20 protein-coding genes and 1 pseudogene are annotated in these 25,564 nt (G+C 73.6%); 14 read left to right on the plus strand and 7 right to left on the minus strand.

The genetic code is table 11. The features are described 5' to 3' along the window. Nucleotides 1-12: 12 nt before the first annotated feature. The gene (locus tag V7E45_RS22535; protein WP_333776012.1) at nt 13-1,044 is read right to left on the minus strand and encodes an ABC transporter ATP-binding protein; all 1,032 of its coding nucleotides are present in this window, start codon (nt 1,042-1,044) and stop codon (nt 13-15) included. A gap of 125 nt (nt 1,045-1,169) precedes the next feature. On the opposite strand from V7E45_RS22535, the gene V7E45_RS22540 reads away from it, so the two are divergent. From V7E45_RS22540 to V7E45_RS22550, 3 genes are all read left to right on the plus strand, one after another. Beyond that, nucleotides 1,170-1,895 carry a FadR/GntR family transcriptional regulator gene (locus V7E45_RS22540; RefSeq protein ID WP_443056141.1) on the plus strand — a complete coding sequence of 242 codons (726 nt, stop codon included), beginning with the start codon at nt 1,170-1,172 and terminating at the stop codon, nt 1,893-1,895. Nucleotides 1,896-1,933: 38 nt separating this feature from the next. Beyond that, on the plus strand, nt 1,934-2,701 hold the full coding sequence (locus V7E45_RS22545; RefSeq protein WP_333776014.1) for a PDC sensor domain-containing protein: 768 nt from the start codon (nt 1,934-1,936) through the stop codon (nt 2,699-2,701). A 99-nt stretch (nt 2,702-2,800) separates the two neighbouring features. Next, nucleotides 2,801-3,613: a beta-glucanase gene (locus V7E45_RS22550; protein ID WP_333776015.1), complete on the plus strand. Its 813-nt coding sequence runs from the start codon at nt 2,801-2,803 to the stop codon at nt 3,611-3,613. 144 nt (nt 3,614-3,757) lie between these two features. Here the strand turns inward: V7E45_RS22550 and V7E45_RS22555 are convergent, their stop codons facing one another. Together V7E45_RS22555 and V7E45_RS22560 are read right to left on the minus strand one after the other, a co-directional pair. Then, a complete protein-coding gene (locus V7E45_RS22555; RefSeq protein ID WP_333776016.1) occupies nt 3,758-5,236 on the minus strand; it encodes a glutamate--cysteine ligase in 1,479 nt (492 codons plus the stop codon). A 91-nt stretch (nt 5,237-5,327) separates the two neighbouring features. Continuing rightward, on the minus strand, nt 5,328-7,394 hold the full coding sequence (locus V7E45_RS22560; RefSeq protein WP_333776017.1) for a SpoIIE family protein phosphatase: 2,067 nt from the start codon (nt 7,392-7,394) through the stop codon (nt 5,328-5,330). A gap of 195 nt (nt 7,395-7,589) precedes the next feature. Between V7E45_RS22560 and V7E45_RS22565 the strand changes: the two genes are divergently transcribed. Continuing rightward, nucleotides 7,590-10,052, plus strand: coding sequence for a SpoIIE family protein phosphatase (locus V7E45_RS22565; protein ID WP_333776018.1), 2,463 nt, complete (start codon nt 7,590-7,592; stop codon nt 10,050-10,052). A gap of 51 nt (nt 10,053-10,103) precedes the next feature. Here the strand turns inward: V7E45_RS22565 and V7E45_RS22570 are convergent, their stop codons facing one another. Next, complete coding sequence (locus V7E45_RS22570) at nt 10,104-10,925, minus strand: NAD(P)H-binding protein (RefSeq protein ID WP_333776019.1); 822 nt, start codon at nt 10,923-10,925, stop codon at nt 10,104-10,106. Nucleotides 10,926-11,022: 97 nt separating this feature from the next. Between V7E45_RS22570 and V7E45_RS22575 the strand changes: the two genes are divergently transcribed. Beyond that, nucleotides 11,023-11,631, plus strand: coding sequence for a TetR/AcrR family transcriptional regulator (locus tag V7E45_RS22575; RefSeq protein ID WP_333776020.1), 609 nt, complete (start codon nt 11,023-11,025; stop codon nt 11,629-11,631). 173 nt (nt 11,632-11,804) lie between these two features. Here V7E45_RS22575 and V7E45_RS22580 read toward each other — a convergent pair whose 3' ends face one another. Further along, nucleotides 11,805-13,799 carry an acyl-CoA dehydrogenase family protein gene (locus V7E45_RS22580; RefSeq protein ID WP_333776021.1) on the minus strand — a complete coding sequence of 665 codons (1,995 nt, stop codon included), beginning with the start codon at nt 13,797-13,799 and terminating at the stop codon, nt 11,805-11,807. 407 nt (nt 13,800-14,206) lie between these two features. On the opposite strand from V7E45_RS22580, the gene V7E45_RS22585 reads away from it, so the two are divergent. The 6 genes and pseudogenes from V7E45_RS22585 (at nt 14,207) to V7E45_RS22610 (ending at nt 19,018) form a co-directional block, all read left to right on the plus strand. Continuing rightward, entirely contained in the window at nt 14,207-14,890 is a 684-nt protein-coding gene (locus V7E45_RS22585; protein ID WP_333776022.1) for a ScbR family autoregulator-binding transcription factor, read from the plus strand. Nucleotides 14,891-15,011: 121 nt separating this feature from the next. Next, entirely contained in the window at nt 15,012-16,250 is a 1,239-nt protein-coding gene (locus tag V7E45_RS22590; RefSeq protein ID WP_333776023.1) for a cytochrome P450 family protein, read from the plus strand. A gap of 270 nt (nt 16,251-16,520) precedes the next feature. Beyond that, complete coding sequence (locus V7E45_RS22595) at nt 16,521-17,177, plus strand: ScbR family autoregulator-binding transcription factor (RefSeq protein WP_333776024.1); 657 nt, start codon at nt 16,521-16,523, stop codon at nt 17,175-17,177. Between the two features lie 192 nt (nt 17,178-17,369). Next, complete coding sequence (locus V7E45_RS22600) at nt 17,370-17,525, plus strand: hypothetical protein (protein WP_333776025.1); 156 nt, start codon at nt 17,370-17,372, stop codon at nt 17,523-17,525. Between the two features lie 39 nt (nt 17,526-17,564). Beyond that, nucleotides 17,565-17,832, plus strand: a pseudogene (locus V7E45_RS22605) (hypothetical protein); the annotation flags it as partial. A 121-nt stretch (nt 17,833-17,953) separates the two neighbouring features. After that, nucleotides 17,954-19,018, plus strand: a complete 1,065-nt coding sequence (locus tag V7E45_RS22610; RefSeq protein WP_333776026.1) for a YihY/virulence factor BrkB family protein — start codon at nt 17,954-17,956, stop codon at nt 19,016-19,018. Between the two features lie 61 nt (nt 19,019-19,079). On the opposite strand, the gene V7E45_RS40645 is transcribed toward V7E45_RS22610, so the two are convergent. Next, nucleotides 19,080-20,423, minus strand: coding sequence for an FUSC family protein (locus tag V7E45_RS40645; protein WP_443056142.1), 1,344 nt, complete (start codon nt 20,421-20,423; stop codon nt 19,080-19,082). A gap of 1,091 nt (nt 20,424-21,514) precedes the next feature. On the opposite strand from V7E45_RS40645, the gene V7E45_RS22620 reads away from it, so the two are divergent. Then, nucleotides 21,515-22,309, plus strand: a complete 795-nt coding sequence (locus tag V7E45_RS22620) for an SDR family NAD(P)-dependent oxidoreductase (protein ID WP_333776028.1) — start codon at nt 21,515-21,517, stop codon at nt 22,307-22,309. Nucleotides 22,310-22,347: 38 nt separating this feature from the next. Here V7E45_RS22620 and V7E45_RS22625 read toward each other — a convergent pair whose 3' ends face one another. Further along, entirely contained in the window at nt 22,348-23,586 is a 1,239-nt protein-coding gene (locus V7E45_RS22625; RefSeq protein ID WP_333776029.1) for a cytochrome P450, read from the minus strand. 467 nt (nt 23,587-24,053) lie between these two features. On the opposite strand from V7E45_RS22625, the gene V7E45_RS22630 reads away from it, so the two are divergent. Both V7E45_RS22630 and V7E45_RS40650 read left to right on the plus strand, forming a co-directional pair. Further along, nucleotides 24,054-25,277 carry a tannase/feruloyl esterase family alpha/beta hydrolase gene (locus V7E45_RS22630; RefSeq protein WP_443056139.1) on the plus strand — a complete coding sequence of 408 codons (1,224 nt, stop codon included), beginning with the start codon at nt 24,054-24,056 and terminating at the stop codon, nt 25,275-25,277. After that, on the plus strand, nt 25,274-25,510 hold the full coding sequence (locus V7E45_RS40650; protein ID WP_443056140.1) for a hypothetical protein: 237 nt from the start codon (nt 25,274-25,276) through the stop codon (nt 25,508-25,510). The genes V7E45_RS22630 and V7E45_RS40650 overlap by 4 nt, the downstream gene beginning before the upstream one ends. Nucleotides 25,511-25,564 lie beyond the last annotated feature (54 nt).

The raw sequence follows: 25,564 nt of genomic DNA on the forward strand, positions 1-25,564 counted from the left end.
GCGGGGAGCCGGTCAGGCGGGGATGCGGACCGCGTGGCCGCGGTGCCACTGGAGCCGGACGCGGGCGCCGCGGTAGGCGGCGACGTCCTCCGAGGAGGTCTCCAGGTTCTGCTGGAGTGCGGTGAGCCGGCCGCCGCCGTCGAGGTCCACGAGGAAACGGGTGGCGTCGCCGAGGTAGACGACCTCGGCCACGGTGCCGGTGGCGGTCGTGTGCTCCGGCTCGTCCGCCTCGGCGGACTCCTTCAGCACCCGGATCTTCTCGGGGCGGATGTTGTACGTGCCCGGCGTGCCGACGAGCCGGTGGGCCGCCTCGCCGTCGAGCAGGTTCGAGGTGCCCACGAAGGAGGCGACGAAGGACGTGGCCGGGCGTTCGTAGATCTCGGCGGGTGTGCCCACCTGGGCGATGCGGCCCTGGTCGAAGACGGCGATCCGGTCGCTCATCGTCAGGGCCTCCTCCTGGTCGTGGGTGACGAAGACGAAGGTGATGCCCACCTCCCGCTGGAGCGCCTTGAGTTCGACCTGCATCTGCTCGCGCAGCTTCAGGTCGAGGGCGCCGAGGGGCTCGTCGAGCAGCAGGACGCGGGGGCGGCCGACCAGGGCGCGGGCGAGGGCCACGCGCTGGCGCTGCCCGCCGGAGAGCTGGGCGGGGCGCCGCTGGCCGTAGCCCTCGAGCCGCACCTCGGCGAGTGCCTTGCGGGCCCGCACCAGGCGCTCGGCCTTGGGCACCTTGCGCACCTTGAGGCCGTAGGCGACGTTCTGCTCCAGCGTCATGTGCGGGAACAGGGCGTAGTCCTGGAAGACCGTGTGCACATCGCGTTCGAACGGGGCCAGCCCGGTGACCTCCTGACCGGCGAGTTCGATCCGGCCCGCCGTGGGCGTCTCGAAACCGGCTATGAGCCGCAGGACCGTGGTCTTCCCGGAGCCGGACGGGCCGAGCATCGAGAAGAACTCGCCGTCCCGGATCTCCAGGTCGACTCCGGCCACGGCGTCCGTCTCTCCGAACGACTTCCGCAGATCCTGCAGCCGGACCGCACTTCCCTCCATGCGGGAACCTTTCTGGCGCGCTGAACGTTGAACATAAACATATGAAGTCATAGTTCAAAGCTCAAGAGTCCTTTAGGGTAAAGCTTGAGTCAACGCACGAGGTGGTGGCCGTGAGGCAGAACGAGATGGAGGGCGGCGCGCGCAGAGCCGTCTTCAGCCCGGTGGACAACCGGGCCCGCGTGGACGCGGTCGTCCGCCGCATCGGCGACGCCATCGAACTGGGCCTGCTGGTCGAGGGCGAGCAGCTCCCCGGCGAGAGCGAACTGGCCGGACAGCTCGGGGTCTCCACGGTCACCCTGCGCGAGGCGCTCATGGCGCTGCGGCAGCAGGGCCTGGTCACCACCCGTCGGGGCCGCGGCGGCGGCAGCTTCGTCTCCCTGCCCGAGGCCCCCGCCGACGACCGGCTCAGGGCCCGGCTGCGCGGCTGGAGCACCGAGGAACTGCGCGACCTCGGCGACCACTGGGCCGCCCTCTCCGGCGCCGCCGCCCGCCTCGCCGCCCAGCGCACCGAACCCGGGGACCTCCGCCAACTCCGCCGCACGGCCGAGGAGCTGGCACGGGCCGTGGACGCGCCGGGCCGCAGCCGCCTGTACGGCCGGTTCCACGTCGAACTCGCCGCCGCCGCCCAGTCCGCCCGGCTGACCCGCGAACAGGTGTCCCTGCAGAGCGAGGTGGGCCCGCTGCTGTGCCTCGTCCTCGCCGACGACACATGTCGTGAAGAAGTTGCGGAACGTCACCGTGCCGTGATCTCGGCCGTGCAAGATGGGGCCCACGAAACGGCCGGCACGCTGGCCGAGCGGTGCGTCAGGGAGTCGACGGCGCGGCTCGTCGCCGTACGCCTGACCCTCTGACCGCGCCGCGTCCAGGTTCCCGTCCGCTGGAGGACACCATGGGCGTCAGCTCCGGGCTCGCCACCCCCGACACGGAAGCGGAGCCATGGGTGGCCGCGCAGGTGGGCGGCGCGCTGGAAGCGGTCTTCGACGCGGTCGCCGCCACCCGCGCCGACACGACGGCCCTGCTCGACCGGGTGGCCGCCGCGGGGCGCCGGCCCGCCAGCGCCGACCTCGCCGCCCTGCGCCCGGGCCTGCACCTGCGCCTCACCTCCGGGGAACTGGTCTCCGGCGCCGGCTTCGTGGCCGCCCCCGGCCTGCTCACCGACGTGCCCGCCTGGCTGGAGTGGTGGCAGTCCGGCGCCGACGGCGACGTACGCCCGCTCCTCCTCGACCTCGACCCCGGCCAGTCCGCGTACTCCGACTACACGCACTGGGACTGGTTCGCGCTGCCCCGGGACACCGGACGCCGGGCCGTGGCCGGACCGTACGTCGACTACCTCTGCTCCGACGAGTACAGCCTCACGCTGTCCGAACCGGTGTGGTTCCAGGGCCGGTTCGCCGGTGTGGCCGCCGCCGACGTGTACCTGCGGCACTTCGAGGCGGCCGTCCTGCCGCTGCTGCGGCGGCTGTCCCGGCCCGCCCGGCTGGTGAACGCCCGGGGCCGGGTCGCCGCCTCCGCCGACCCCGCGCACCTGGCCGGCTCCCTCACCCGGGGCCCGGACTTCGGAGAGGTGCTCGCGGAGGCGAGGCCGGCCGTCCACGACGGGATGCGTCTTGTGCCGTGCCACGGCATCCCGCTCGTCCTCGTGCTCGCCGAGGGCTGACCGGCCGCGTCCGGGGGCCGGTTCACTCACACGGGTCGTTCCCGCGGCCATGTTCGCCCCGGGACGCATGGCCGCGGCCCTGCCGGTGAGACATCGGTCATGCACATTCCTCCGCCGGGCGACCCGCTCCCGGCTCCACGCCCGCCCTCCGGCTCCGACGTGGTGTTCACCGCGGACTTCGCGTCGCCGGCCCAGTGGGTCGCGGGCCGTTCGTGGGCGTATCCCGACGGCGGCCCGGAGAACCCGGGCGACGACAAACTGGACCACCTCGTGGCCGACGCCGACTACAGCCGCTCCGGTGTCTTCCGGGCCAGGCGGCGCCCCGACGGGAGGTGGAACACGGGACTGCTGACCACGGAGGGGAGCCGGCAGGGCTTCATGGTCCGCTCCGGGGACGTCCTCCAGGCCCGGGTACGGCTGCCCCGGCAGCTCGGTGCCTGGCCGGCCATCTGGACCTGGCGGGACGGCGGCCAGGAGATCGACGTGTTCGAGTACCACCCCGACAACCCCGACCTGCTGGAGTTCACCAACCACGTGCGCGGCGCCGGCGACTACTACCAGGACCCCGCCGTGCGCCCCGGGGCCTGGGTCGACCTGCGCACCGAGTTCGGCGTCCGCTCCGTGGTCTGGTGGGTCAACGGCGTGCGGGCCTTCGCCGACACCCGGGGCGTCGGCCGCGACTGGCGGGCCCACCTCATCGTCAACCTCTCGGTGAGCGCCGGGCGTTACCACCCCCGGCCCACCGCGCAGACGACCGAGATGTCCTACGAGGTGCGCGACCTCGTCGTACGGCGTCCTGCCGGCACCCCGCGGCCCGTCGGCGACCGGGCCGCCGACACGGCCGCCGGGACAGCCGTGGGGGAGAGCGCGGAGGAGGACGAACCCCGGCGGGACGAGCAGCGGCCCGCCTGACCCCGCCTGACTACGACTCAGCCGCGGGCCCGGCCCGTAACCGTCGGCAGGACCCGCTCGGCGACCCGGAGCGGTCAAGGACGGTGCCCGGTCACCCGGCGGTCCCGCACTCCGGCCGGCCGGGAGTCCCGTGGACCGTCCCGGTCAGTCGACCGGCCAGGTGTGCACGGGGGCGTTGAGGTGCATGTAGTCGATGTAGAGCTCCGTCATCCGTCGCAGCGACTCGTGGCGGCCGGCATGGCTGGTGGCCTCGATGCGGTGGAACATCTCCTTCTGCCACACCGCCCCGTTGCGGGCGTTGACACAGCGCTGCTCGATGATGCCGAGCAGCGGCTCCCGCCATGCCGCGTCCATGCCTGAGTGCTCAAGACCCCGGTGCGCCAGCGGCAGCAGCCGCCGCAGCACCAGTTCGGGCACCGGCACCTCGCCCATCCCGGGCCAGTACAGCCGCGCCTCGATGCCGTGCCGCGCCGCCGTGTGCAGGTTCTCCTCGGCCGCGGCGAACGACATCCGCGACCACACCGGACGGTCCTCCTCCACCAGGGCCCGGGTCAGACCGTAGTAGAAGGCGCCGTTGGCTAGGGTGTCCGCGACCGTCGGCCCGGCGGGCAGCACCCGGTTCTCCACGCGGACGTGCGGCTTGTCGTGGGCGATGGCGTAGACCGGCCGGTTCCAGCGGTAGATCGTGCCGTTGTGCAGAGTCAGTTCGGACAGCTCGGGCACGTCCCCGCGGTCCAGGGTCTCCGCCGGGTCCTGCTCGTCGCACAGGGGCAGCAGGGCCGGGAAGTAGCGCAGGTTCTCCTCGAACAGGTCGAAGACGCTGTTGATCCACCGCTCCCCGAACCACACCCGCGGCCGCACCCCCTGCACCTTGATCTCCTCCGAGCGGGTGTCGGTCGCCTGCTCGAACAGGGGGATGCGGGTCTCGTGCCACAGCTCCTTGCCGAACAGGAAGGGCGAGTTGGCCGACAGCCCGACCTGCACCCCGGCGATGGCCTGCGCCGCGTTCCAGTAGGCGGCGAAGTTGTCCGGGGACACCTGGAGGTGGAACTGCGTACTCGTGCACGCGGCTTCCGGGGTGATCGTGTCCGCGTACGTCCGCAGCCGGTCGGTGCCGTCCACCTCGATCCGCAGGTCCTCGCCGCGCGCCGCGAAGACCTGGTCGTTGAGCAGCCGGTAACGGGGGTTCTCGGACAACGACCCCTCCCCGATGTCCGCCTGGCGCAGGGTGGGCAGGATGCCCACCATGACCAGCCGCGCGTCCACCGACCTGGCCCGCTCGTCCGCGTGGTTGAGCGCCGCGCGTATCTCGGACTCCCACGCGTCGGGACCGCCCTCCGTCAGCGCGCGGGGCGGCACGTTGATCTCCAGGTTGAACCGGCCCAGTTCGGTGGACCAGGCGGGGTCCGCGATCGCCTGGAGCACGTCGGTGTTGCGCATCTCCGGCTCGGCGTCGTCGTCGACCAGGTTCAGCTCTATCTCCAGACCGACCGTGGGTCGCTCGGCCTCGAACCGCGACTCGCGCAGCATCTGCGCGAAGACGTCGAGGCACTCCTGCATCTTGATCCGGTATCGGCGGCGGTCCTCGCGGGTGAAGACGAGCGCCGGGACGTCCCGTCCCATCGGCCCTCCTGGGTTCCGCTCCCTGGGACACTCTCCACCCAGCGTCGCACCGACGGGCGGCCCCCACCACGCGGATGGCCGCGGCCCCGCGTCACAGGGCCCGGGCGACGAGCAGCGCCACGTCGTCGTGGTCGTCGGGATGGCGCAGCCCGTACAGAAGGAGGTCGCACGTCTGCTCCAGCGGCCGGGCGGGCTCGTCCAGGAAGCCGAGCAGCACCGCGAGCCGGTCGTCGATGGGGTGCTGCCGCGTCTCCACCAGCCCGTCGGTGTACAGGACCAGCAGGTCGTCCGGGGCCAGCTCGGTCGTGGTGGCCTCGAACGCGATGCCGCCCACCCCGAGCGGCGCCCCGGGGGGCAGGTCCAGCAGGGTGGCCGGCCGGCCGGGCCGCGCGAGCGCGGGCGGCATGTGCCCGGCGTTGGCGATGGTGCACCGCCCGGTGTGCGGATCGAAGACCGCGTAGAGGCACGTGACGATGTAGTGCTCCATATCGCAGGTGATCTTGTCCAGGTGCTGGAGCACCGAGGCGGGTTCCAGGTCCAGGTCCGCGTACGCGCATGTCGCCGTGCGCAGCCGGCCCATGGTGGCCGCGGCGTCGATGCCGTTGCCCATGACGTCGCCCACCACCAGGGCGGTCTTGTCGTCCGCCAGCGGGATCACGTCGTACCAGTCGCCCCCGACCTCGCTGGTGGCCTGGGCCGGCTGGTAGCGGGAGGCCAGTTCGAGGCCGGTGTGGTGCGGTGAGTGGTCGGGCAGCAGACTGCGCTGCAGGGTGAGCGAGGTGTTGCGCACGCTCTGGAACCAGCGCGCGTTGTCGATGGCCACGGCGGCACGGCCGGCCAGTTCGGCGGCCAGCACGACGTCGTCCTCGTCGAAGGGCAGCGGATTGCGGGTGCGTTTGAGGTCGAGGGCGCCGAGCACCTCGCCGTGCGCGATCAGCGGCACCGCCAGGTACGAGTGCACACCGGCCCGGGCCAGCAGCACACCCGCCTCGGCGTCCCGCGCGATGCGCGGCAGGTCCCGGGCGCCGACGTGACGCACCAGGACCGGGCGGCCGGTGTGCACGCACAGGGTGACCAGCCGGTCGCCGTCGTAGGCCGCGAGGTCCCCGGGCGGATCGGCGGCGCGCAGCGCCACCGTGGGATGGGCGGCCTTGAGGGCGAGGGCGCGGAACAGCTCGGGACCGTTCTCCGGGCGGCGGACGCGGCGGAAGGCCAGCGCGTGGTCGAGGACGTCGACGGCGACCACGTCCGCGAGCACCGGCGCGCAGATGTCGGCGAGTTCGCGGGCGGTCTGCTCCACCTCCAGCGAGGTGCCGACGCGGGTGGAGGCGTCGGCGATCAGCGCCAGCCGGCGCCGCGCCCGGTCCGCCTCGGCGGCCGCGTGGTGCCGCTCGGTGACGTCCACCAGCGACGCGGCCGCGCCGAGCACCCGGCCGCCCGGGTCCTCCAGCCGGTACAGGGACAGCGACCAGGCGTGCTCTTGGTCCGGGTCGACCGGCGGACGGCCCACGTGGTACTGGTCGAGCAGCGGGGTGCCGGTGGTGAGCACCTGACGCAGCGCGGACTCCACGGTGTTGACGTCGAGGAACGGCACGGCCTCCGCGAGCCGCTTGCCGATGTGCTCCTCGGCCGGGATGCCGTCGATCCGCTCCAGCGCCGGGTTGACCAGCAGGTAGCGCAGTTCCGGGTCCAGCAGGGCCAGCCCGATCGGGGACTGGTTGATCAGCCGCTCGCACAGCGCCAGATCCGTCTCGACGCGCTGGAGCGCGGAGTGGTCGGCCGCGATCCCCAGGGCGTAGACGTCCCCCACGTCGTCCAGCAGCCGCATGGTGCGGAACTCCGTCAGCCGGCTGCTGCCGTCCTTGTGCAGGATCGGGAAGGCGCCCGCCCAGCCGCGGCCGGTCTCCAGCACCTCCGTGAACAGACTCACCACGGCCTGCACGTGTTCCGGGCGGATCAGCATCTGCGCCGCGTACTTCCCGAGGACGTCCTCGGCGGTGTACCCGAAGAGTTCCTCGGCCTGCGGGGTCCAGAAGACGACGCGCCCGGTGGTGTCGAGCGCCACGGCGGCCACGCTCAACACGTCCAGCAGGCCGGTCGGCCGGGGCGACTCGGGGCTGTGCTCGTCGTCACCCGCGGGCAGGGAGTCCACTGTCATGCCAGTTCCACCTCCACCGGCCGCCCGGCCGTCCGCGCCGGTACGGCCGCCTGCCGGAGCCCCCATGACCGCTGGTCCACCGTCTCGTCGTACCTCCATGCTGCATCCGGCGCCGCTCCCGCCCCAACCGCAGGGACGGACCGTGCGCGCCGGGCGGACTGGCGGGACCATGGGAGGGACGGAGGACGGAGGCCGATGGAACCTGCGCACAAGGGCCCGCACGCGTCCAGCCCCGAGGAGGCGCGTGCGCTCCTCGACGCGTCCACGGACGCGGCCGCGGTCGTCTCGGCGGACGGTGTCGTGATCGGCTGGACCCCGGGTGCGGAGGCCCTGCTCGGGCACCCCGCGGCGAAGGTCGTAGGACGCCCGGTCGCGCGTCTGGGCGCCGGCCCCGGCGACCCGGCCCGTGTCGCCGCCATCGCCGAGCGGTGCCGGGGCGGAACGGGGTGGAGCGGCCGGCTCGCCCTGCGGCACCGGGACGGCCGCCGCCTCGAGGTGGATCTCCGGGTCTCGCCTGCCTTCGGCATCGGCGGCAAGGAGTGCTTCCTCGTCTCGGCACGGGAGCAGCGCCGGCCGTGGACGATGGGCCAGTCGGTCCTCGACGGGTTCCTCACCAGGTCACCGGTGGGTATGGCGGTCGTGGACCTCGACCTGCGTTACGTCTGGCTGAACGACACGCTGGAGCGCTTCGGCGGTGTGCCCAGGGAGCAGCGGCTCGGGCGCCGGCTCGGTGAAGTGCTCCCCGGCCTCGAACCGGAGACCCTCGAGGACCTGATGCGCAAGGTGCTGGCGACACGGACCCCGGTGAACGACTACGAGTACACCGGCTGGAGCTGGGCCGACCCGCACCGCCGGCGCGCCTACTCCACGTCCTTCTTCCCCCTGGTGGACGGCGACGGCGCCGTCACCGGTGTCTGCTACATGGTCACGGACGTCACCGAGCGCTGGACCGCCCGCCAGTTGCTGTCGCTGGTCAACGAAGCGGGCACGGACATCGGCAGAAGCCTCGACGTGCCGCGCACCGCACAGGAACTCGCCGACTTCTCGGTGCCCCGCCTCGCGGACTTCGTCATCGTCGACCTGCTGGAACCGGTGTTCAGCAGCGAGGGGCACGGAGCCTGGCTGAACGACGCGGGACCGGCGCCCGTCTGGCCGGCGATGCGCCGGGCGGGCATGCGGTCGGTGCGGGAGGGCTGTCCGGAGGCGGTGGCACGGATCGGCGACGCGGTGGACTTCCTGCCGCCGCCCAAGGACGTCGACCGCTTCCTCGCCGGCGAGCCCGTCCTCGTTCCGCTGCTCGACTCCGCCGACTCCTGGTGGCCGGTCGGACAGCCGGAACGCGCGGCCCGCGTGCGCGAGTTCGGCCTGCACTCGCTGATCTCGGTCCCGATGCGGGCCCGCAACACCACGCTCGGCGTCACCACCTTCGCCCGCTCGCTCAACCCCGTCCCGTTCGGCCCCGACGACGTGCTGCTCGCCCGGGAACTGGTGGCACGCGCGGCGGTGTGCGTCGACAACGCCCGCCGCTACACCAGGGAGCACACCGCGGCGGTCACCCTCCAGCGCAGTCTGCTGCCGCACGCCCTCACCGGCGGGACGGCCGTCGACGTCGCCTCCGCCTACCTCCCGGCCGACCCGGCCGACGGGGTCGGCGGCGACTGGTTCGACGTCATCCCGCTGTCCGGCGCGCGGGTGGGACTCGTCGTCGGCGACGTGGTGGGCCACGGCATCACCGCGGCGGCGAGCATGGGGCGGCTGCGGACGGCGGTGCAGACCCTCGCCGACATGGAGCTGCCCCCCGACGAACTGCTCGCCCACCTCGACGACCTGGTGCTCCGGCTGAGCGACGAGGAGGCCGACCGCGACGCGGCCACCAGGAGCACCGCGACCTTCATCGGCGCGACCTGCCTCTACGCCGTCTACGACCCCGCCACCCGGCGGTGCGCCATGGCCCGGGCCGGACACCCGCCTCCCGTCGTCGTCGCACCCGGCGAACCCGCCCGGTTCCCGGAGATCCCCGCCGGGCCGCCGCTCGGGCTCGGCGGCATGGCTTTCGAGGCCGCCGAGATCGAGTTGGCCGAGAACAGCCTGTTCGGGCTCTACACCAACGGGCTCATCGAAGGCGCCGACCACGACGTGGAGTCCGGAATGGCCCGGCTCGGCGAGGTGCTGGCCGGGACCGGAACCGACCTGCCCTCGCTGTGCGCCTCGGCGGTGCGGCGGCTGGTGCCCGTGCCGCAGCCCGACGACATCGCCCTGCTGCTGGCCCGCACCCACGTCCTGGACGCGGACCGGGTGGCCTCGTGGGAGGTGCCGGCCGACCCGTCCGCCGTCGGACGGGTCAGGGCGGAGGCGACCCGCCAGGTGATGGCCTGGGGGCTGGCCGAGCTGGCCATGACGACGGAGCTCATCGTCAGCGAACTCGTCACCAACGCGGTCCGCTACGCCGCACCGCCCATCCGGCTACGGCTGCTCCGCGATGCCCGCCTGACCTGCGAGGTCGCGGACGGCAGCAGTACGGCCCCCCGGTTGCGGCACGCCCGCAGCACCGACGAGGGCGGCCGCGGACTCTACCTGGTGGCCCGGCTCACCCACCGTTGGGGCGTCCGCTACACGGCGGAGGGCAAGGTCATCTGGGCCGAGCAGGACATCCCGTGAGCGCCGTGCCGGGCACGGCCGCTCACGGAGGACGCCCCCGCCTCCTCCGGGTCAGCGGAAGGCCGCCGCGTTGCGTGCCGCCCAGGCCGCGAACGGGGTCGCCGGCCGGCCGAGGACGCGCCGCACGTCGTCGGTGACCGTCCGCTCGTCGGCGGTCGGCTCGCCGAGGATGGCGAGGGTCCCCTCCACCACGGCTTCCGGCATGAACCGCGCCATCTGCGCGCGGGCCTCCTCGCGGGTCTGCTCCACGAAGGTCACCGGCTCGCCGATGGCGTCCGCGAGGGCGGCGGCCCGCTGCCGGGGCGTGGTGGCCGCGGGCCCGGTCAGGGTGTACGTGACACCGTCGTGCCCGTCCTCGCGCAGTACGGTGGCGGCGACCCGCGCCACGTCGTCCGGGTCGACGAAGGGCAGCGCCACGTCGGCGAAGGGTGCGGCGGCGGTGCGGTGCCGCCGTACGGGTTCGGCCCAGGCGAGCGCGTTGGAGGCCATGCCGCCGGAGCGCAGCACGGTGAAGCGCAGGCCCGAGCCGGCGACGGCCGCCTCGAAGCGGGCGGCGTGCGCGTAGCTGTGCGGCCGGGTGCCCACCCCCTGCGAGGACAGCAGGACCACCTCGCGGACCCCGGCCGCGGCGGCCTGTTTCAGGATGCCCTCCGGATCGTCCCCCGCCACCAGCAGGAACAGCGCCGTCGCTCCCTCCAGCGCGGGGGCGAGCCCGGCCGGGCGTCCGAGGTCGGCGGCGACCGTCCGTACGCCCGGCGGGACGTCCGCGGGGGTGATGCGCCGGGCCACGGCGGTGACCGCCTCGCCCGCGTCGGCGAGTTCCGCCACCAGAGCCCGTCCCACGTTCCCCGTCCCGCCCGTCACCACGATCATGATGTCTCCCCTGTGAGTCCGTGGATCCCTGTTAGTCAGTTGACTGACTAAATCGCTACGGTAGGCGCTTCCGGGGTTGATGTCTATCCTTAGTCAGGTGACTGACTCAGAAACAGGTGCGGTGCGCGCGGCCCACGGGCGGGCCCGGCGGGGCGGCAAGCGGGAACGCCTGGTCGAGGCGGCGGTACGGGTCTTCCACGAGCAGGGTGTGGAGAAGACCACCCTCGCGGACATAGCCCGCGTCGCGGACGTGCCCGTCGGGAACGTCTACTACTACTTCAAGACCAAGGACCGGTTGGTCGAGGCGGCCGTACAGGCGCACCGCGACGGGCTCACCGCGCTCACCGGCCGCCTGGAGGCGCTCCCCGGCCCGGCCGACCGGCTGAAGGCCCTGATCGGCGGCTGGGTCGAGGAGCGCGAGAGGGCGGCCCGGTACGGCTGCCCCTTCGGCACCCTGGCCACCGAACTCGACAAGCGCGACGACGGCCCGGACCTGGCGGCGGGCGAGGTCATGCGGGCCCTGATCGACTGGGTCGAGGGCCAGTTCGGCGAGCTGGGCCGGCCCGACGCCCGCGGCCTCGCCGTCGAGCTGGTCGCCGCCTACCAGGGCATGTCCGTCCTCACCCACACCCTGCGCGATCCGGCGATCATGACCGCGCAGGGCGAGCGCCTCACGTCCTGGATCGACGGCATCGCGCACCCCTGACCGTGCGGAGAGCGCCGTCGGCCCCGGCTGTCGCGGGGAGGCGGGCCGCCGGCCCGGGCCGCCGCGTGGGGCCGCGGTCGGCCCCGGCTGTCGGTTCGAGGCCGCAGCCGCCCCGGCTGCGGCCTCCCGCCGCAGCCGCCCCGGCTGCCGCGGGAGGCCGCCGCCGCTCCCGGCTACCGCGCGGGGCCGTAGCCGGACGGCTCCTCGGCGGTGACCTGGTCGGTGAGCCGGACGCGGCCGGACCCGGCCAGCGGGATCCCGTCCAGATAGGCGCCGGGCAGGTCGAACGCCTCGGCCAGGTCCGTCATCCGCGGCGCGAGGTCACGCAGCACGTCGTCCAGGAACCCGGGCAGGGCGCGCACCTGGTCGGCGGACATGTGCCCGTCGGCCAGCAGGTCGCCCGTGTGCCCGCCGACCTGCTCCAGCAGGAACAGCAGGCACAGCCGCTCCAGCAGGGCGCGGGCCTCGGGGCGCCGCGCCGCGGCGGCCGCGTCGAGGAATGCCTCGGCCGCCCGCAGCCGGGCGTGCACCGCGACCATCTCCAGGGCGGCGGAGGACGCGCCGTTCCACCGTTCCACCGGATCCCCCGAGGGCCCCTGGCGCAGCGCCGTCCGGGCCCGGTCCTGCCAGACGGCCTCGGCCCGGGCCAGCAGCCCGAGCAGATGCCGGGGGTCGGCCAACCGTGCCACGTCACCGGGCGGTTCGGGCTCCCGCCGGGCCGGCTGGTGCTCGAAGAGCATCTCGGCGGCGGCCTTCACCCAGATCACCAGGTTGTCGCCCTCGGCCGTGATGGTGCCCTCGATGTAGTGCGGGAACTCGGACAGGCCGTTGGCCGCGAACAGGGCCTGCGCGCCGCAGCGTTCCCGGCACTCTACGGCGATGTCCCGTGCCTGCCAGGTGATCCAGCCCTTGGCGATCGCCACGAGCCGCTCCGTCTCCGCCCGCCGCCCGGTGTCCGGGCCGGTGTGCTCGGCGGCCCAGCGGACGAGCGCGGAGCGGTGCAGGAAGGTCATGGCGTAGCCCGTCGCCAGGCCCTTCAGCAGCCGCGCGTGGTGCGGGCGGTGGGCGTTGACCGGGACGCGCTCGCCCGCGCGCGGCCCGCTGACCTGCCGGAGGTCGCCGTGACGCACCGCCAGGGCGAGTGCCGCGCGGGTCGCGCCGACGGCGGCGCCGCTCATGCACAGCTTGCCCATGGTGACCCGGCCGATGGACCGCAGGAACCTTTTGCGCCGGTTGCCCAGGCTGCTGTGCAGGCGGCCGTCGGCGTCCAGGCGGCCGTGCTCGGACTCCAGCAGGGCGGTGCGCGGCAGCGGCACCCGGTCGAACGCGGTCAGGCAGTGGTCCACCGGGGCGCCGGTGCGCAGTGGCAGCCGCCGCACCCGGACCCCGGGCAGCAGGCCGCTCTCGTCGCTGAGCGGCGTCAGGAACAGGAAGACACCCTCGTCCCGCCCCTCGACGATCAGCCGGGCGGCCACCACCGCGCTCTTCGGGCCGCCGGTGAGGCTGGTGTTGGGCATGAACTTCTGCGCGCCCTCGTGCGGGGTGTGGAGCACGAAGCCCCCGGTGACCGGGTCCAGTTCGGCGGTGGTCTCCAGGGCCGAGGCGTCGTTGCCGTGGTCGAGCTCCGTGCACAGGAACGTGCCGGTGCGGCGCAGGCTCGTGAAGTCGGAGAGGTCCCGGGCCGCCGCGCCCCCGTGGTCGAGCAGGCTGCCGAGGAACAGGTTGTAGTGGATGCTCGCCACCGTGCACAGCCCTCCGCCGCCGTCCACGATCGCCGCCCACTCGTGCAGCGCCGCCAGCAGTCGCGGGTCGTCGGCCAGCCGCTCCGCGTCGCCGGCCGTGTCGTTCACCAGCCGCAGCAACTCGTAGGACAGCCCGATCCGTTCCCCGGCGGCGAGCCCGGGGCGGTGGCGGAAGGTGTCCTTGGAGATGAGGTCGCGCCAGATGCCATGACTGCGCTCCCGGTCCTCGCCGTCGAACAGGAGCCGGGTCAACTCGGCGACGGTGCCGACGGCGGTGTCGGCGGCGGCATCGTCGGCGGCGGGGCCGCCGGCCGCGGGAGCCGGACCGTCCGCCGGGTACCCGGCCGGACGAAGCACCTCATACCCGCCGTAGTGCCCGGACTCCGGCACGGAGGAGAGATTTACCAAGGGCGTCAGAAGGGTCATGACCCTCTCCCATAGTCGCGGATCCGGAAGGATAGGGATGCGTGCGGTAATGCGTGGAACGAGAAGATACGGACCTCCCGGTTTTCTAATCAAGCCAAAATTCTGCCAACGGTGGCCGAACAATGGTGCCTTGCCGATGCCTCAACGACCTCGGAAAGGCGCGACTTGCTCAACTCCGGTCCTCGGCGGGCACCTCGGCGGCGGCGCGGAACTGCCTCATGGGCGTTGAGATACCGGGCGACAGGTTTTATTGTGGCCCTCGGCGACGGCTCGGCCGTCCGCGTGCGCTGGGGGAGGGAGGGGGCTCTCGCATGCTTGAAAGGGCATCTACCCGGGTGGCAGGATACGTACCTGTCGGTTTCTTTTCGGGGCCGACGGGTTCGTGAAGCCAGTGCGGAGGAAGTGCCGTGGCCCTGCAGGAGCGAGCGATCAGGACGAGGCGCAACATCCTGATCGCAGCCGCCGACGTGTTCGCCGACGTCGGCTACGAGGCCGCGACCATCTCGGAGATCCTCCAGCGGGCCCATGTCACCAAGGGCGCCCTCTACTTCCACTTCGCCTCCAAGGAGCAGCTCGCCCAGGCGGTGCTGACCGACCAGCTGAAGTCCGTGCCGGAGCTGCCGCCGCGGGAACTGGTGCTTCAGGAGGGGCTGGACTCGGGATTCCTCCTCGCGCACCTGCTCGGCTCCGGCGACGCCCTGGTGCGCGGCAGCATCCGCCTCACCGTGGACCAGGGCTCACCGCACGACGGGCTGGACCGCCGGGTGCCGATGGCCTCCTGGGTCGAGCACAACGCCGCGCTCCTCGAGCGTGCCAAGGCGAACGGGGAAGTGCTGCCCCAGGTCGACGTCGCGACCGCGGCGAAGGCGTTCGTCGCCGCGTTCACCGGGGCACAGGTGCTGTCCAAGATCATGGACGACCACGCGGACCTGACGGAACGGGTGGTCGACCTCTACCGGCACCTGATGACCAGCATCGCCGTCCCCGCGGTGCTAGTCCGCCTGGACATGTCGGTCGACCGGGGCAGGCGCGTCTACGAGGAAGCCATGGAGCTGCGCCTGGACCCGGAAGAGGCTCCGGCCGCCGGCTGAACCGGTCCCGACCGCGGGCCACGGTCGCCGGCACCCGCCGGGCGCCGCGGCGCGGACATCGCTGCCATGGGCACGTCGCCACGCCACACCGTGATGCAGGACCGACCCAGGGAGCACACCGATGGAGAAGACCGCCTGCCCCTACGCCCTGGACCTCACGGGCCAGGACCACATGGCGGAGGCCGCGCACCTGCGCGCCCAAGGCCCGGCCGTCCAGGTGGAGTTGCCCGGAGGGGTGCTCGCCTGGGCCGTCGTGCGGCAGCGCTACGTGGAGCAACTGCTGACCGACCCGCGGGTCTCGCGCAGCGCCCGGCTGCACTGGCCGCCGTTCATCGAGGGGAAGATAACCGAGGAGTGGCCCCTCTACCCGTGGGTGGCGAACGAGAACATGCTCTTCGCCTACGGGGAGCACCACACCCGGCTGCGCCGGCTGATCGCGGGGGCGTTCACCGCACGGCGTTCCGAGGCGCTGCGCCCCCGGGTGCAGGAGCTGTCGGCCGAACTGCTGGGCGAGCTGGCCGCCCTGCCGCCCGGTGTGCCCGTCGACCTGCGCACCTCGTACGCGGAGGTGCTGCCGCTGCGCGTCATCTGCGAGCTGTTCGGCGTCCCGAGGGGCGCCGAGACGGACGCCCTGTCCGCGGCGCTCAGCACCGTGTTCAGCTCCACCGTCACGGGTGCGGAGATGGAGGCCGCGCGCCTCGAGGCGTTCGGGCGGCTCGCCGCCCTGGTGAAGGCCAAGCGGGAGCGGCCGGGCGACGACCTCACCAGCTCGCTCATCGCGGCCCGGGACGAGGGCGACCGGCTCACCGAGGACGAGCTGCTCGGCTCCCTCTTCATGTTCATCGCCGCCGGGCAGGACACCACCGCCACCCTCATCACCAACGCGGCCGGCGCGCTGCTGACCCACCCCGAGCAGCTCGCGCACCTGCGCGCGGGCCGGGCGACCTGGGCGGACGTGGTCGCCGAGACCATGCGGGTGCACACGCCGGGCGCGTACGCGCCCATGCGGTTCGCCGTCGAGGACATCGACCTCGACGGGGTGCGCATCCGCAAGGGCGACTGCATCCTCGTCAACTTCGCCGCGGGCGGCCACGAGACGGACCGGCACGGTTCCGACGCGCACCGCTTCGACCTGCTGCGCGGCACCGACCGCGACATCCTCGGCTTCGGCCACGGACCGCACCGCTGCCTCGGCGCGCCGCTCGGTGAGATCGAGGCCGCCTCCGCCCTGTCCCGGCTCTTCGACACGTTCCCCGAGGCGGAACTCGCCTGCGCTCCGGAGGAGTTGGCGCCCCTGCCGACCTTCATGCTGAACGGATTCCGCTCGCTGCCCGTCGTGCTGCGTCCCGCCGCGTCCTGAGGAAGCGGGCGAGGGCACCGTCCGGAAGTCCGCCGCCCGCCCGGGGCGGCGGACTTCCGCGCGTTCACGGCGGATTCGCCCACCCGACCGCCAAACCAGGCACGCGGTTTGCCCTTGCCCCGGAAGGCTCAACCGCCTTGCCGGCGGGGCGTTTCGCGCGTTCACCGGTGTTTTCCGTCCGTCGCCGCGTCGGCCCTTGCCGCACCGGACCCTCGTAAACATACTGAACATGCGGTTAGAGGCCCGTCAGCGGCCGAGAAGGGAAGCCTTATGGTCAAGCAGGTACGGGCGGCTCGCACCCGGCAGGCCCTCATCCGCGCGGCTGCGGAGGCCTTCGCCCATGACGGATACGCCCGCGCCTCCCTGCCCGCGATCAGCAGGCGCGCCGGGGTGAGCGCCGGCGCGCTGCACTTCCACTTCCCCAGCAAGGACGCCCTGGCCGGTGAGATCGAGAGCACGGCCGCGCGCACCGTGGAAGAGATGACGGGGAGTTGTCGTGCCACGGACGGCAGCGCCCTCGGGGCGCTCGTGGCCGCGATCCGCCGGCTGGTCGTCGCGCTGGCGGCCGACCCCGTCATGCGGGCCGGGTTCACGCTGGGCGGTGACCCGGCACGGGACGGCGGCGCCACGGTGCTGGACTCGTGGCACGGCTGGGTCCGCGAGATCGTCGTGCGGGCGCAGGAGGACGGGGAGTTGGCGGACGGCCTGTCGGCCGACTGTGTGGCCGGCGCCGTGGTGGCCGCGACGGTCGGTTTCGAGGTGCTCGGCAGCCGCGAGCGGGACTGGCTGCCGAAGGAACGCATGGTGGAGTTCTGGACCTGCCTGCTGCCCCGCCTCGCGACCGTACCCGGCGGCGCGCCCGATCCGGTGCCGGACGGCGGGCCGGCGGGCGACCGCGGCCCCAAGACCAGCCTGGCCGGCCGGTAGCGCCCGCGCCGAGCGGGCCACGACGACACCATGAGCCACGACGACAGCGGGGGGAAATGACAGCAAGGCACAACGACAGCAAGGCGTGACGACACCGGGACACGAGGCAACGGGATACGGGGCGACTGGATATGACGACAAGGACGGCAAGGAGACCTGACGACCGCTGGCCGGACGCGAGGATGGGAGGCCATGGCAGCGGGGTGGTGTTCTCGCACGGCACGGCCCGCGATGTGCGCGGTCGTGTACGTGCCGCTCGCCGCCCCGGGCCACGCCCTGATGTCCGGCCGGCACGTGCCCGGCTGGACCCTGGCCCCGGGCCCGGCCGTGACCGGCGCCGCCGGGTGATCGCTGGCCGGACGTGAGCGCGTGCTCCCGCTCGTCGTGCAGGCGGCCGGGGAACGGGCCCAGACCCGGACCCGCGGCCTGCCCGGGTCCGAGGAGGGCGTCGTCCTGCTCGACCTGCCGGCCGCGCTGCCCGGGGGAGCGCCGCGAGGCGTTGGTGCCGACGGGGCCGGCGGGGCTGCCGTACGCGGCGGCGGACGCGGCGAGCGGCAGCCCGGTGGGCACGGTCCGCTCGCGGGTGGCCCGGGCCCGCTCCACCCCTGTCGACCTGCTGGACGAAGCGGACCGGCCCGCCGTCACCGCGGCCTGATCCCCGCCGGGGTGCCGGTGGCCCGCCCGGCCCCGGCACCCCTCAGAGCCTGACCCGGCCTCCGTGCGGGCGGAATCCGCTTCGGGCGGCGTAGCCTCGCACCTCGGGGTACCCGGGGGACATGGCGAAGCTGCATCTCCCAGGGCACAAGGACCACGACGCGGGTGAGAAGGCGCGGGAACCCGCCGTGCCGGCACCGGAGGAGGCCGGACCCGGCCCCGAGGTGGAGCGGCGGGCTCCCGACGCGCCCACCAAGCTCCCCAAGCAGGCCTGGGGCAAGGTCCTCAAGGGCGCGCTGCGCGAGTTCAAGGACGACGAGCTCACCGACCGGGCCGCCGCACTCACCTACTACGCGGTGCTGTCCCTCTTCCCGGCGCTGCTGGTGCTGGTCTCCCTGCTCGGCATCACCGGCAGGTCCACCACTGACAGGGTGCTGAGCAACCTCAAGCACCTCGCGCCTGGTCCGGCCCGCGACATCCTGACCCGTGCCGTGCAGCAGCTGCAGGGCAGCGCCGGCACCGGCTCCGTCCTCGCCCTCATCGGAATCGTGCTGGCGGTCTGGTCGGCCTCCGGCTACGTCGCCGCGTTCATCCGCGCCTCCAACGCGGTCTACGACGTGCCCGAGGGCCGGCCGGTGTGGAAGATCCTGCCGGTGCGCGTCGGCGTCACCGTCGTCCTGATGCTGCTCGCAGTGATCAGCGCGCTGATCGTGGTGTTCACCGGCGGCATCGCCCGCCGCGCCGGGCAGGCGATCGGCATGGGCGACACCGCGCTGACCGCCTGGTCCATCGCCAAGTGGCCGGTCCTCGTCCTGCTCGTCACCGTGATGATCGGGCTCCTGTACTGGGCCGCCCCGAACGCCAAGGTGAAGGGCTTCCGCTGGATCACCCCGGGCAGCTTCCTCGCCCTGTTCCTATGGATGGCGGCGTCCGCCGGGTTCGCGCTGTACGTCGCCGGGTTCGCGTCCTACAACAAGACCTACGGCGCCATGGCCGGTGTGATCGTCTTCCTGATCTGGCTGTGGATCAGCAACCTGGCGATCCTGCTCGGCCTGGAGTTCGACGCCGAGACCGTACGCCAGCGGGCCATCGCGGGTGGGTATCCGCCGGACGCGGAGCCGTACGTCGAACCGCGTGACACCCGGACCTGGGACGAGGAGGACGTGCGCCGGCTCGACGACGCGTGACCGGGCCGGTCGCGCCACCGGGCGCGCCACCGGGCGGGCGCCGCGCGATCCGCGTCAGGGGTCACGCGGCGCCGTCGCCCTGCCCGGCCGCCGCGGCCAGGCCGGGCTGGAGCCTGCGGGCCGCGTTGAGGTGGTCGACGGTCCAGATGATGCGCACGGCCGTGTCGGAGGCCCGGCCGTCGTCGTCGCGCAGGTCCTTGCGGACCGAGTCGACCAAACCGGCCTCGGCCGCGGGACTGCGCGGCAGGGGCGCGCGGACGACGGTGTGACCGGTCAGGCTCATGGCGAGGTCCCGGTACCAGTCGGACACCCGGGCCGCCGTGCTCAGCAGCACGAGGCGCGCCTCCGCGCGGTCCGTGCCCGCGTGCAGATCCTGCGCCCGCTGCCACAGCCCGAGCACCGCGTCCGCTGCCAGCCGCAGTCCGACGATGCCGGTGACCAGGGTGGTCAGGTCCGCCAGCGGGACCGGCTTGGCGCCGCGCTCCGCCAGGAAGCTGCGGAAGGCGTCGTCCAGCCGGCGCGCCGCGGCCGCCGCCTCCAGCCCCTCCGCCAGCGGGGCGTCCGCCGTCGAGGGCCGGGCGCCGCAGCGGCGCACTCCGTACGCGACGGCCCGGGCGAGATAGCGGGCGCTGCCCGCGTACGCCTCGGCGAGCGCCCTGTCCACGGCGGCCGCCGCACCGCGCGGCCAGAAGAACAGGCCCACGAGCACGCTGACGGCGCAGCCGAGCCCGATGTCCTGGAGGCGCAGCAGCACGATGTGCCAGTCGGGGCGCTGCCCGATGTTGAACAGGATCGCCAGCGTGATGGTGAAGGCCGCCTGGCCCGCGGCGAAGGACACGGCGGCCGGTGCGATGCCGGCGACCAGCACCGCCACGGGCAGCAGGAACCACAGCGCGGTGCCGTGAGGGCCGATGAACTGCAGCAGAACCGCGCCGACGACCGAGCCGACGAGGGTACCGCCGAGCGCGCGGACCGCGTTCTGCCCGGTGCTGAGCGCGTTCGAGCGCAGCACCGACAGGGTTCCCAGCAGCACCCAGAACGAGTGCTGGACGCCCGTGAGCTGCACCAGGGCGACCGCGATGCCCAGACCGGCCGCACCGCGCAGGCTGTTGTGCAGCCACACCGAGTTGGGCCGCAGGTGCGCGAGGGCCCGCTCGTGCGCCGCGGCCAGCGGCTGGGCCGGGCCGCCCGGCTCCAGGCCGAGCAGCCGCTCGGGCCAGCTGCGCCGTTCCGCCGACGCCACCAGATCCACGTTGTCCGCGACCTGGAGGGTGGCGAAGCCCAGTTCCTGGGCGCGGAACGACAGGTCCAGGGTCGAGAGGAAGGCGAGCACCTCCGGCTCGGTGTCCGGGCCGGGCAGATGGACCGGGAGCCGGGCGGTGGCACCGCGCTCCATGCGGCTCATGGCCTCGCGCAGCTCCGCCGTCCGGGCGCGCAGCGCCTGAGGGGCGCCGTGCGGCTCCTCCAGCAGGTCGGCGGTCAGCTCCAGCACGGACGCGGCGGTCAGCCGCACCGTGCGGGCGTCGGGGTCGCAGCGCGGATGGCCGTCCGGCGGGGGAGCGCTGTCCGACACGATGGCGCTGAGCCAGGTCAGTTCGTCGACCAGGCGCACCAGGGCGCGTGAGCCCGCGGACAGACCCGTGGGCCGGTACGGGGTGTCCTGGAAGGCGCCGCGCAGCCCGGCCGTGGCGGCGGCGGTCTCGTCGGCGGCCCGCCGGCACACCGGCAGGTCCGGCGCGCCGGTGCCGCCCGTCAGGTGCGAGGTGTCCAGGCGCAGTTGTGCCGCCGCCGCCCGGCAGACCCGGGCGGCCGGCGCGCTCAGCGGGTCGGCGGCGGGCCGGGGCCACAGCAGCGGGACGGCGAGCAGCGCGGCGGCCGAGGCGAGTCCCGCGCCGGCGAGCCGCTCGGGCAGCTGCGACAGCGGCGCGGGCGTGGTCACCGGCAGCACGAAGGCGAGCAGCAGCGCCGTCGAGGCGCCGGCGAGCACGGAGCTGACGACGCCCGAGAACAGCACCACGAAGGCGACCACGACCGTGGCGGCCACCGCGACCCCGCCCTGCCGGGCGGCGAGGGTGCCCAGGCAGATGAGCACCGCCCAGGCGACCGCGAGGCCCACGTGGGCGCGCAGCCGCTGCACCACAGGGCCGGTGAACTCGACCAGCAGCAGCATCGAGAAGGACCCGAACGCCGCGTACGTCGCCATCGGCGGGGAGTGGAACACCTGACCGCACAGGGCGAACAGGGCCGGCATCACCAGTGCGGTGCGGGCCGCGCGGCGGGTGGCGGCGAGCCCGGGGTCGTGCGCCCGCAGCCACGCCGGGACCCTTCCCAGCAAGGTGAATACAGCTGCTGACCGCATCCGCCGCGCCCTTCCGTCCGGGAGTGCCCGCGCGTCCACCGACGTACCGAGTATCCGCCGCCCGCGGCCACAGGGGCGATCGCACGGACGGACGCGGGCAGGCATCCCGGGCCCGGAAAAAGGGAACCCGCTCACCCATGCACATCGATCTCTCAGGACGCACCGCCCTGGTCACCGGCTCGACGCAGGGCATCGGCGCGGCGATCGCGGCCGGTCTCGCCCGGGCCGGGGCCCGTGTGGCGGTCAACGGACGTGACGAACGGCGCGTGGCCGACAGCGTCGCCGCGCTCGCGCGGGAGGTACCCGGGGCCGATCTGGTGCCGGTGGCCGCTGACCTCTCCGGCGAGGACGGCGCGGAGCAGGTGGCGCGGACGCTGCCCCGGGTGGACGTCCTCGTCAACAACCTCGGGGTCTTCGGCACGGCCGACCCGCTGGAGATCACCGACGACGAGTGGCGCCGCTACTTCGAGGTCAACGTGCTGGCCGCCGTACGGCTCACCCGGCTCTACCTGCCGGGCATGACCGAACGCGGCTGGGGACGCGTCCAGTACATCGCCAGCGACTCGGCCGTCGCCATCCCCGCGGAGATGATCCACTACGGGATGTCGAAGACCGCGCTGCTGGCGGTGAGCCGGGGCTTCGCCAAGAAGGCGGCGGGCACCGGCGTGACGGTGAACTCCGTCATCGCCGGGCCCACCCACACGGGCGGTGTCGAGGACTTCGTGTACGAACTCGTCGACCGCGACCTGCCCTGGGAAGAGGCCCAACGCGCCTTCATGCGGCAGTACCGTCCGCAGTCCCTGCTGCAGCGGCTGATCGAGCCCGAGGAGATCGCCCACATGGTCGTCTACCTCAGCTCCGAGCAGGCGTCGGCCACCACCGGGGGAGCGCTGCGCGTGGACGGCGGGTACGTCGACTCGATCCTGCCCTAGGCCGTGTCCGCGATGTCCCGCCTGTCCTATAAAGCGACCTAGCCCCGGGTGTCCCACCAGGTCACCGGGAGGGTGCGCGGCCCGCGGATGAGTCCCTCGCGCTGGAACTCGACCTCGTCGGCGGGAACCGCGAGCCGGATGCCGGGGAGCCGGTCGAGCACGGCCCTGATCATGACCTCGGCCTCCATGCGGGCCATCAGGGCGGCCAGGCAGAAGTGCGGGCCGTGCCCGAAGGCGAGGTGGCCGGGGCCCTCCCGGCGGAAGTCCAGCGTGTCGGGGTCGGGGAAGACCTCGGGATCGCGGTTGGCGGCGACATAGGCGTTGTACACGACCTCGCCCGCGCGGATCAGATGGCCGCCCAGCTCCACGTCCTGCGTGGCGATGCGGGGGATGCCGACGCCGTTGCGGTGGGGGACGTAGCGGAACAGCTCCTCGACGGCCCTGGGCAGCAGGGCGGGATCGGCGTGGAGCTGTTCGAGCTGCTCCGGATGGGTGAGCAGCGCGTACATCATGGAGCCGCTGTTGTTGCGCACCGCGTGCCCGCCGCTCACGTAGACCGCCATGGCCAGGGAGACGGCCTCGTCGTCGGTGATCTCGCCGGCCTCGGCGGCCTGGGCCAGCACGCCGGCCAGATCGTCCCGCGGCTCGTCGCGGCGCCGTCGCAGCAGGTCGACGACCCGGCCGCGGGTCGCCGCGCGGGCCGCCTGGTTGCGCGCGCCGTCCGTGGACTGGGACAGCAGGGCTTCGGAGTTGCCCGTCCACTGGTGCCAGTCGTCCTCGTCCGCGCCCAGGAAGAAGCAGACGACGGCGATGGGGAAGGGCGTGTGCAGGTGCTCCATGAGGTCGCCGGGAGGCCCGGCCTTCTCCATGGTGTCCAGCATCCGGTGCGCCGTGCGTTCCGCCATCGGCCGCAGCCGTTCCATGCCCCGGGCGGTGAACGCCCGGGCCACCACCCGGCGCAGCCGTGTGTGCCGGGGCGGGTCGATGTACTGGAGGCCCGCGGTCTGCGACGCCACGGCCTGGGGCGCCATGGTGGTCACCTCGCGGCCCACCACCCCCTCGCGGGAGAAGCGCGGGTCGGAGGTGACGAAGCGGACGTCCTCGTAGCGGGTGACCAGCCACGCGTGTCCGGAGCCGTACGGCAGCGCGATCCGGGTGATCGGCTCCTCACGGAGCACCTCGTCCAGGAAGGGGTCGGGTTCGAGCGCGGGCAGGTCGTCGACGGCCCAGGGCCGCACCGGAGGTTCGGGCGGGGTGGACTCAGGGTCGAGGCTCATGTCGCATCACTCCTCAGGGTCCCGTCTCCCGGGTGCGGTGCCCGGGGCGAGCGGCCGGGTGTCAGCAGGTCCCGTGCTCCACTCCGGTGAACCCGGGGGGAGACCCGTTACCGGGCGGGGGAGTCCGCCGTACGATCACACGTTCGGGCCGGGGCGCCGGACGCCCGCGGTCCCGGCGGGTCCGGGGCTGGTGCCGCGGTTCGCCGTCGTCCTCCCGGCCCGGTCCGGACGGCCGGAGCGGCCTGCCACCCTCGGCCACGGTATGTCCCTTCGCTGTCCCTCTCCGTAGGGTGCCGCAGCCGTCGGCGCCCCGCACGCCGGGGAAGCACGCCGCCGCCGGGGCGCCCGCCCCGGGAGGGCGCGGCGCCCGCCCCGGCAAGGCATGTGCGCCGGCTCCACCGAAGAGCTGGCTGGAGTATGTGTCAGGCCCATGGTCGCGTCGCCCGGTGAGGCCAACGATGTGCGTCATGCTCCCCAGTCGACGAACCACGCTCCTGTCCGCCGCGCTGCTGGCGGCGTCCGCGGTCACGCCCGCTGCCGCGGCCCGGGCCGACGGCGGCTCCCCGGGCCGGCGCCGGATCACGGTCCCCGGCGCCGAACGGCAGCTGATCTCCCGCCACGACGACCTGACCACCAGCGCCCTCACCGGCACGCCGTACACCGACCCGGCCGATTGGGCCGGGCTCACGGCCCAGGGCACGGTCAACCCCTCCGGCGTGCCCGGCCTGCAGATCGACGGCTACTTCCCCGGCTCCTCACGCCTGAACACCGACCACGGCTGGAACCACGACGCCCAGTTCGTCCTCCGGCTGCCCGACGACTGGAACGGCAAGCTGGTCGTCACCGGGGCGCCGGGGGTCCGCAAGCAGTACTCGATGGACGTCATCGTCTCCGACTGGGTGCTGGCCCAGGGCTACGCCTTCGCCGCCACCGACAAGGGCAACTGCGGCCCGGACTTCTACACCGACGGCGAGCGTCCCGGCGACGCGATCGTCGAGTGGAACCGGCGCACCACCCAGCTCACCAGGGCCGCCAAGGCGGTGGTGGCCCAGTACTACGGCCACGCCCCGCGCCGCACGTACATGACGGGGATCTCCAACAGCGGCTACCTCACCCGCTGGCAGCTGGAGAACCACCCCGAGCTGTACGACGGCGGAGTCGACTGGGAGGGCCCGCTGTGGCGCGCCGACGGCCCTAACCTGCTCACCTTCCTGCCCACCGCCGTCGCCCGCCAACTGGGCCGGGCCGGTGACGAGGACATGTACGCGGCGGGTTTCGCCCGGGGCTCGGAGTTCCTGTGGCCGTACCACGAGAAGGTGTACTGGGGCCTGACCCAGAAGATCTACCGTGCGGAGCTCGACCCCGGGTACGACCCCGCCTGCCCCGGCGCCTCGGCAGGCACGACCGCCGAGGAGATCTTCGCCCCGTGTCCGTCCGACGCCGGTTACGACTACACGGCACGGCCCCGCCGGGTTCACGACGCGGTCGCCCGGATCGCGCTCACCGGCCGCATCGGCAAACCGATGATCACTCTGCACGGCACCCTGGACGCCCTGCTGCCCATCACCGTCCAGTCCGACGTGTACGCCCGCATGATCGCCGAACGGGGCCGCTCGCGGCTGCACCGCTACTACCGGATNTGGACGCCCTGCTGCCCATCACCGTCCAGTCCGACGTGTACGCCCGCATGATCGCCGAACGGGGCCGCTCGCGGCTGCACCGCTACTACCGGATCGAGGGTGGCAACCACGTCGACGGCCTCTACGACACCCATCCCGACCGGTTGCGTCCGATGCTGCCCTGCTACCGCACCGCCTTCACCGCGCTGACGGCCTGGGTGGAGCGCCGCGAAGAGCCCCCGGCGAGCGGCACGGTCCCCCGGCCCCGCACCGGAGATCTGACCGTGACGGGTTCACTCACCTGAGCCGGGCCCGACGGGGTGCCCGTGCCGGGGGTCGCGCATGAGCCGGGCCGGGGG

Origin of the sequence: Streptomyces sp. IBSBF 3136 (genome assembly GCF_036815105.1) — a bacterium.
GTDB lineage: Bacteria > Actinomycetota > Actinomycetes > Streptomycetales > Streptomycetaceae > Streptomyces.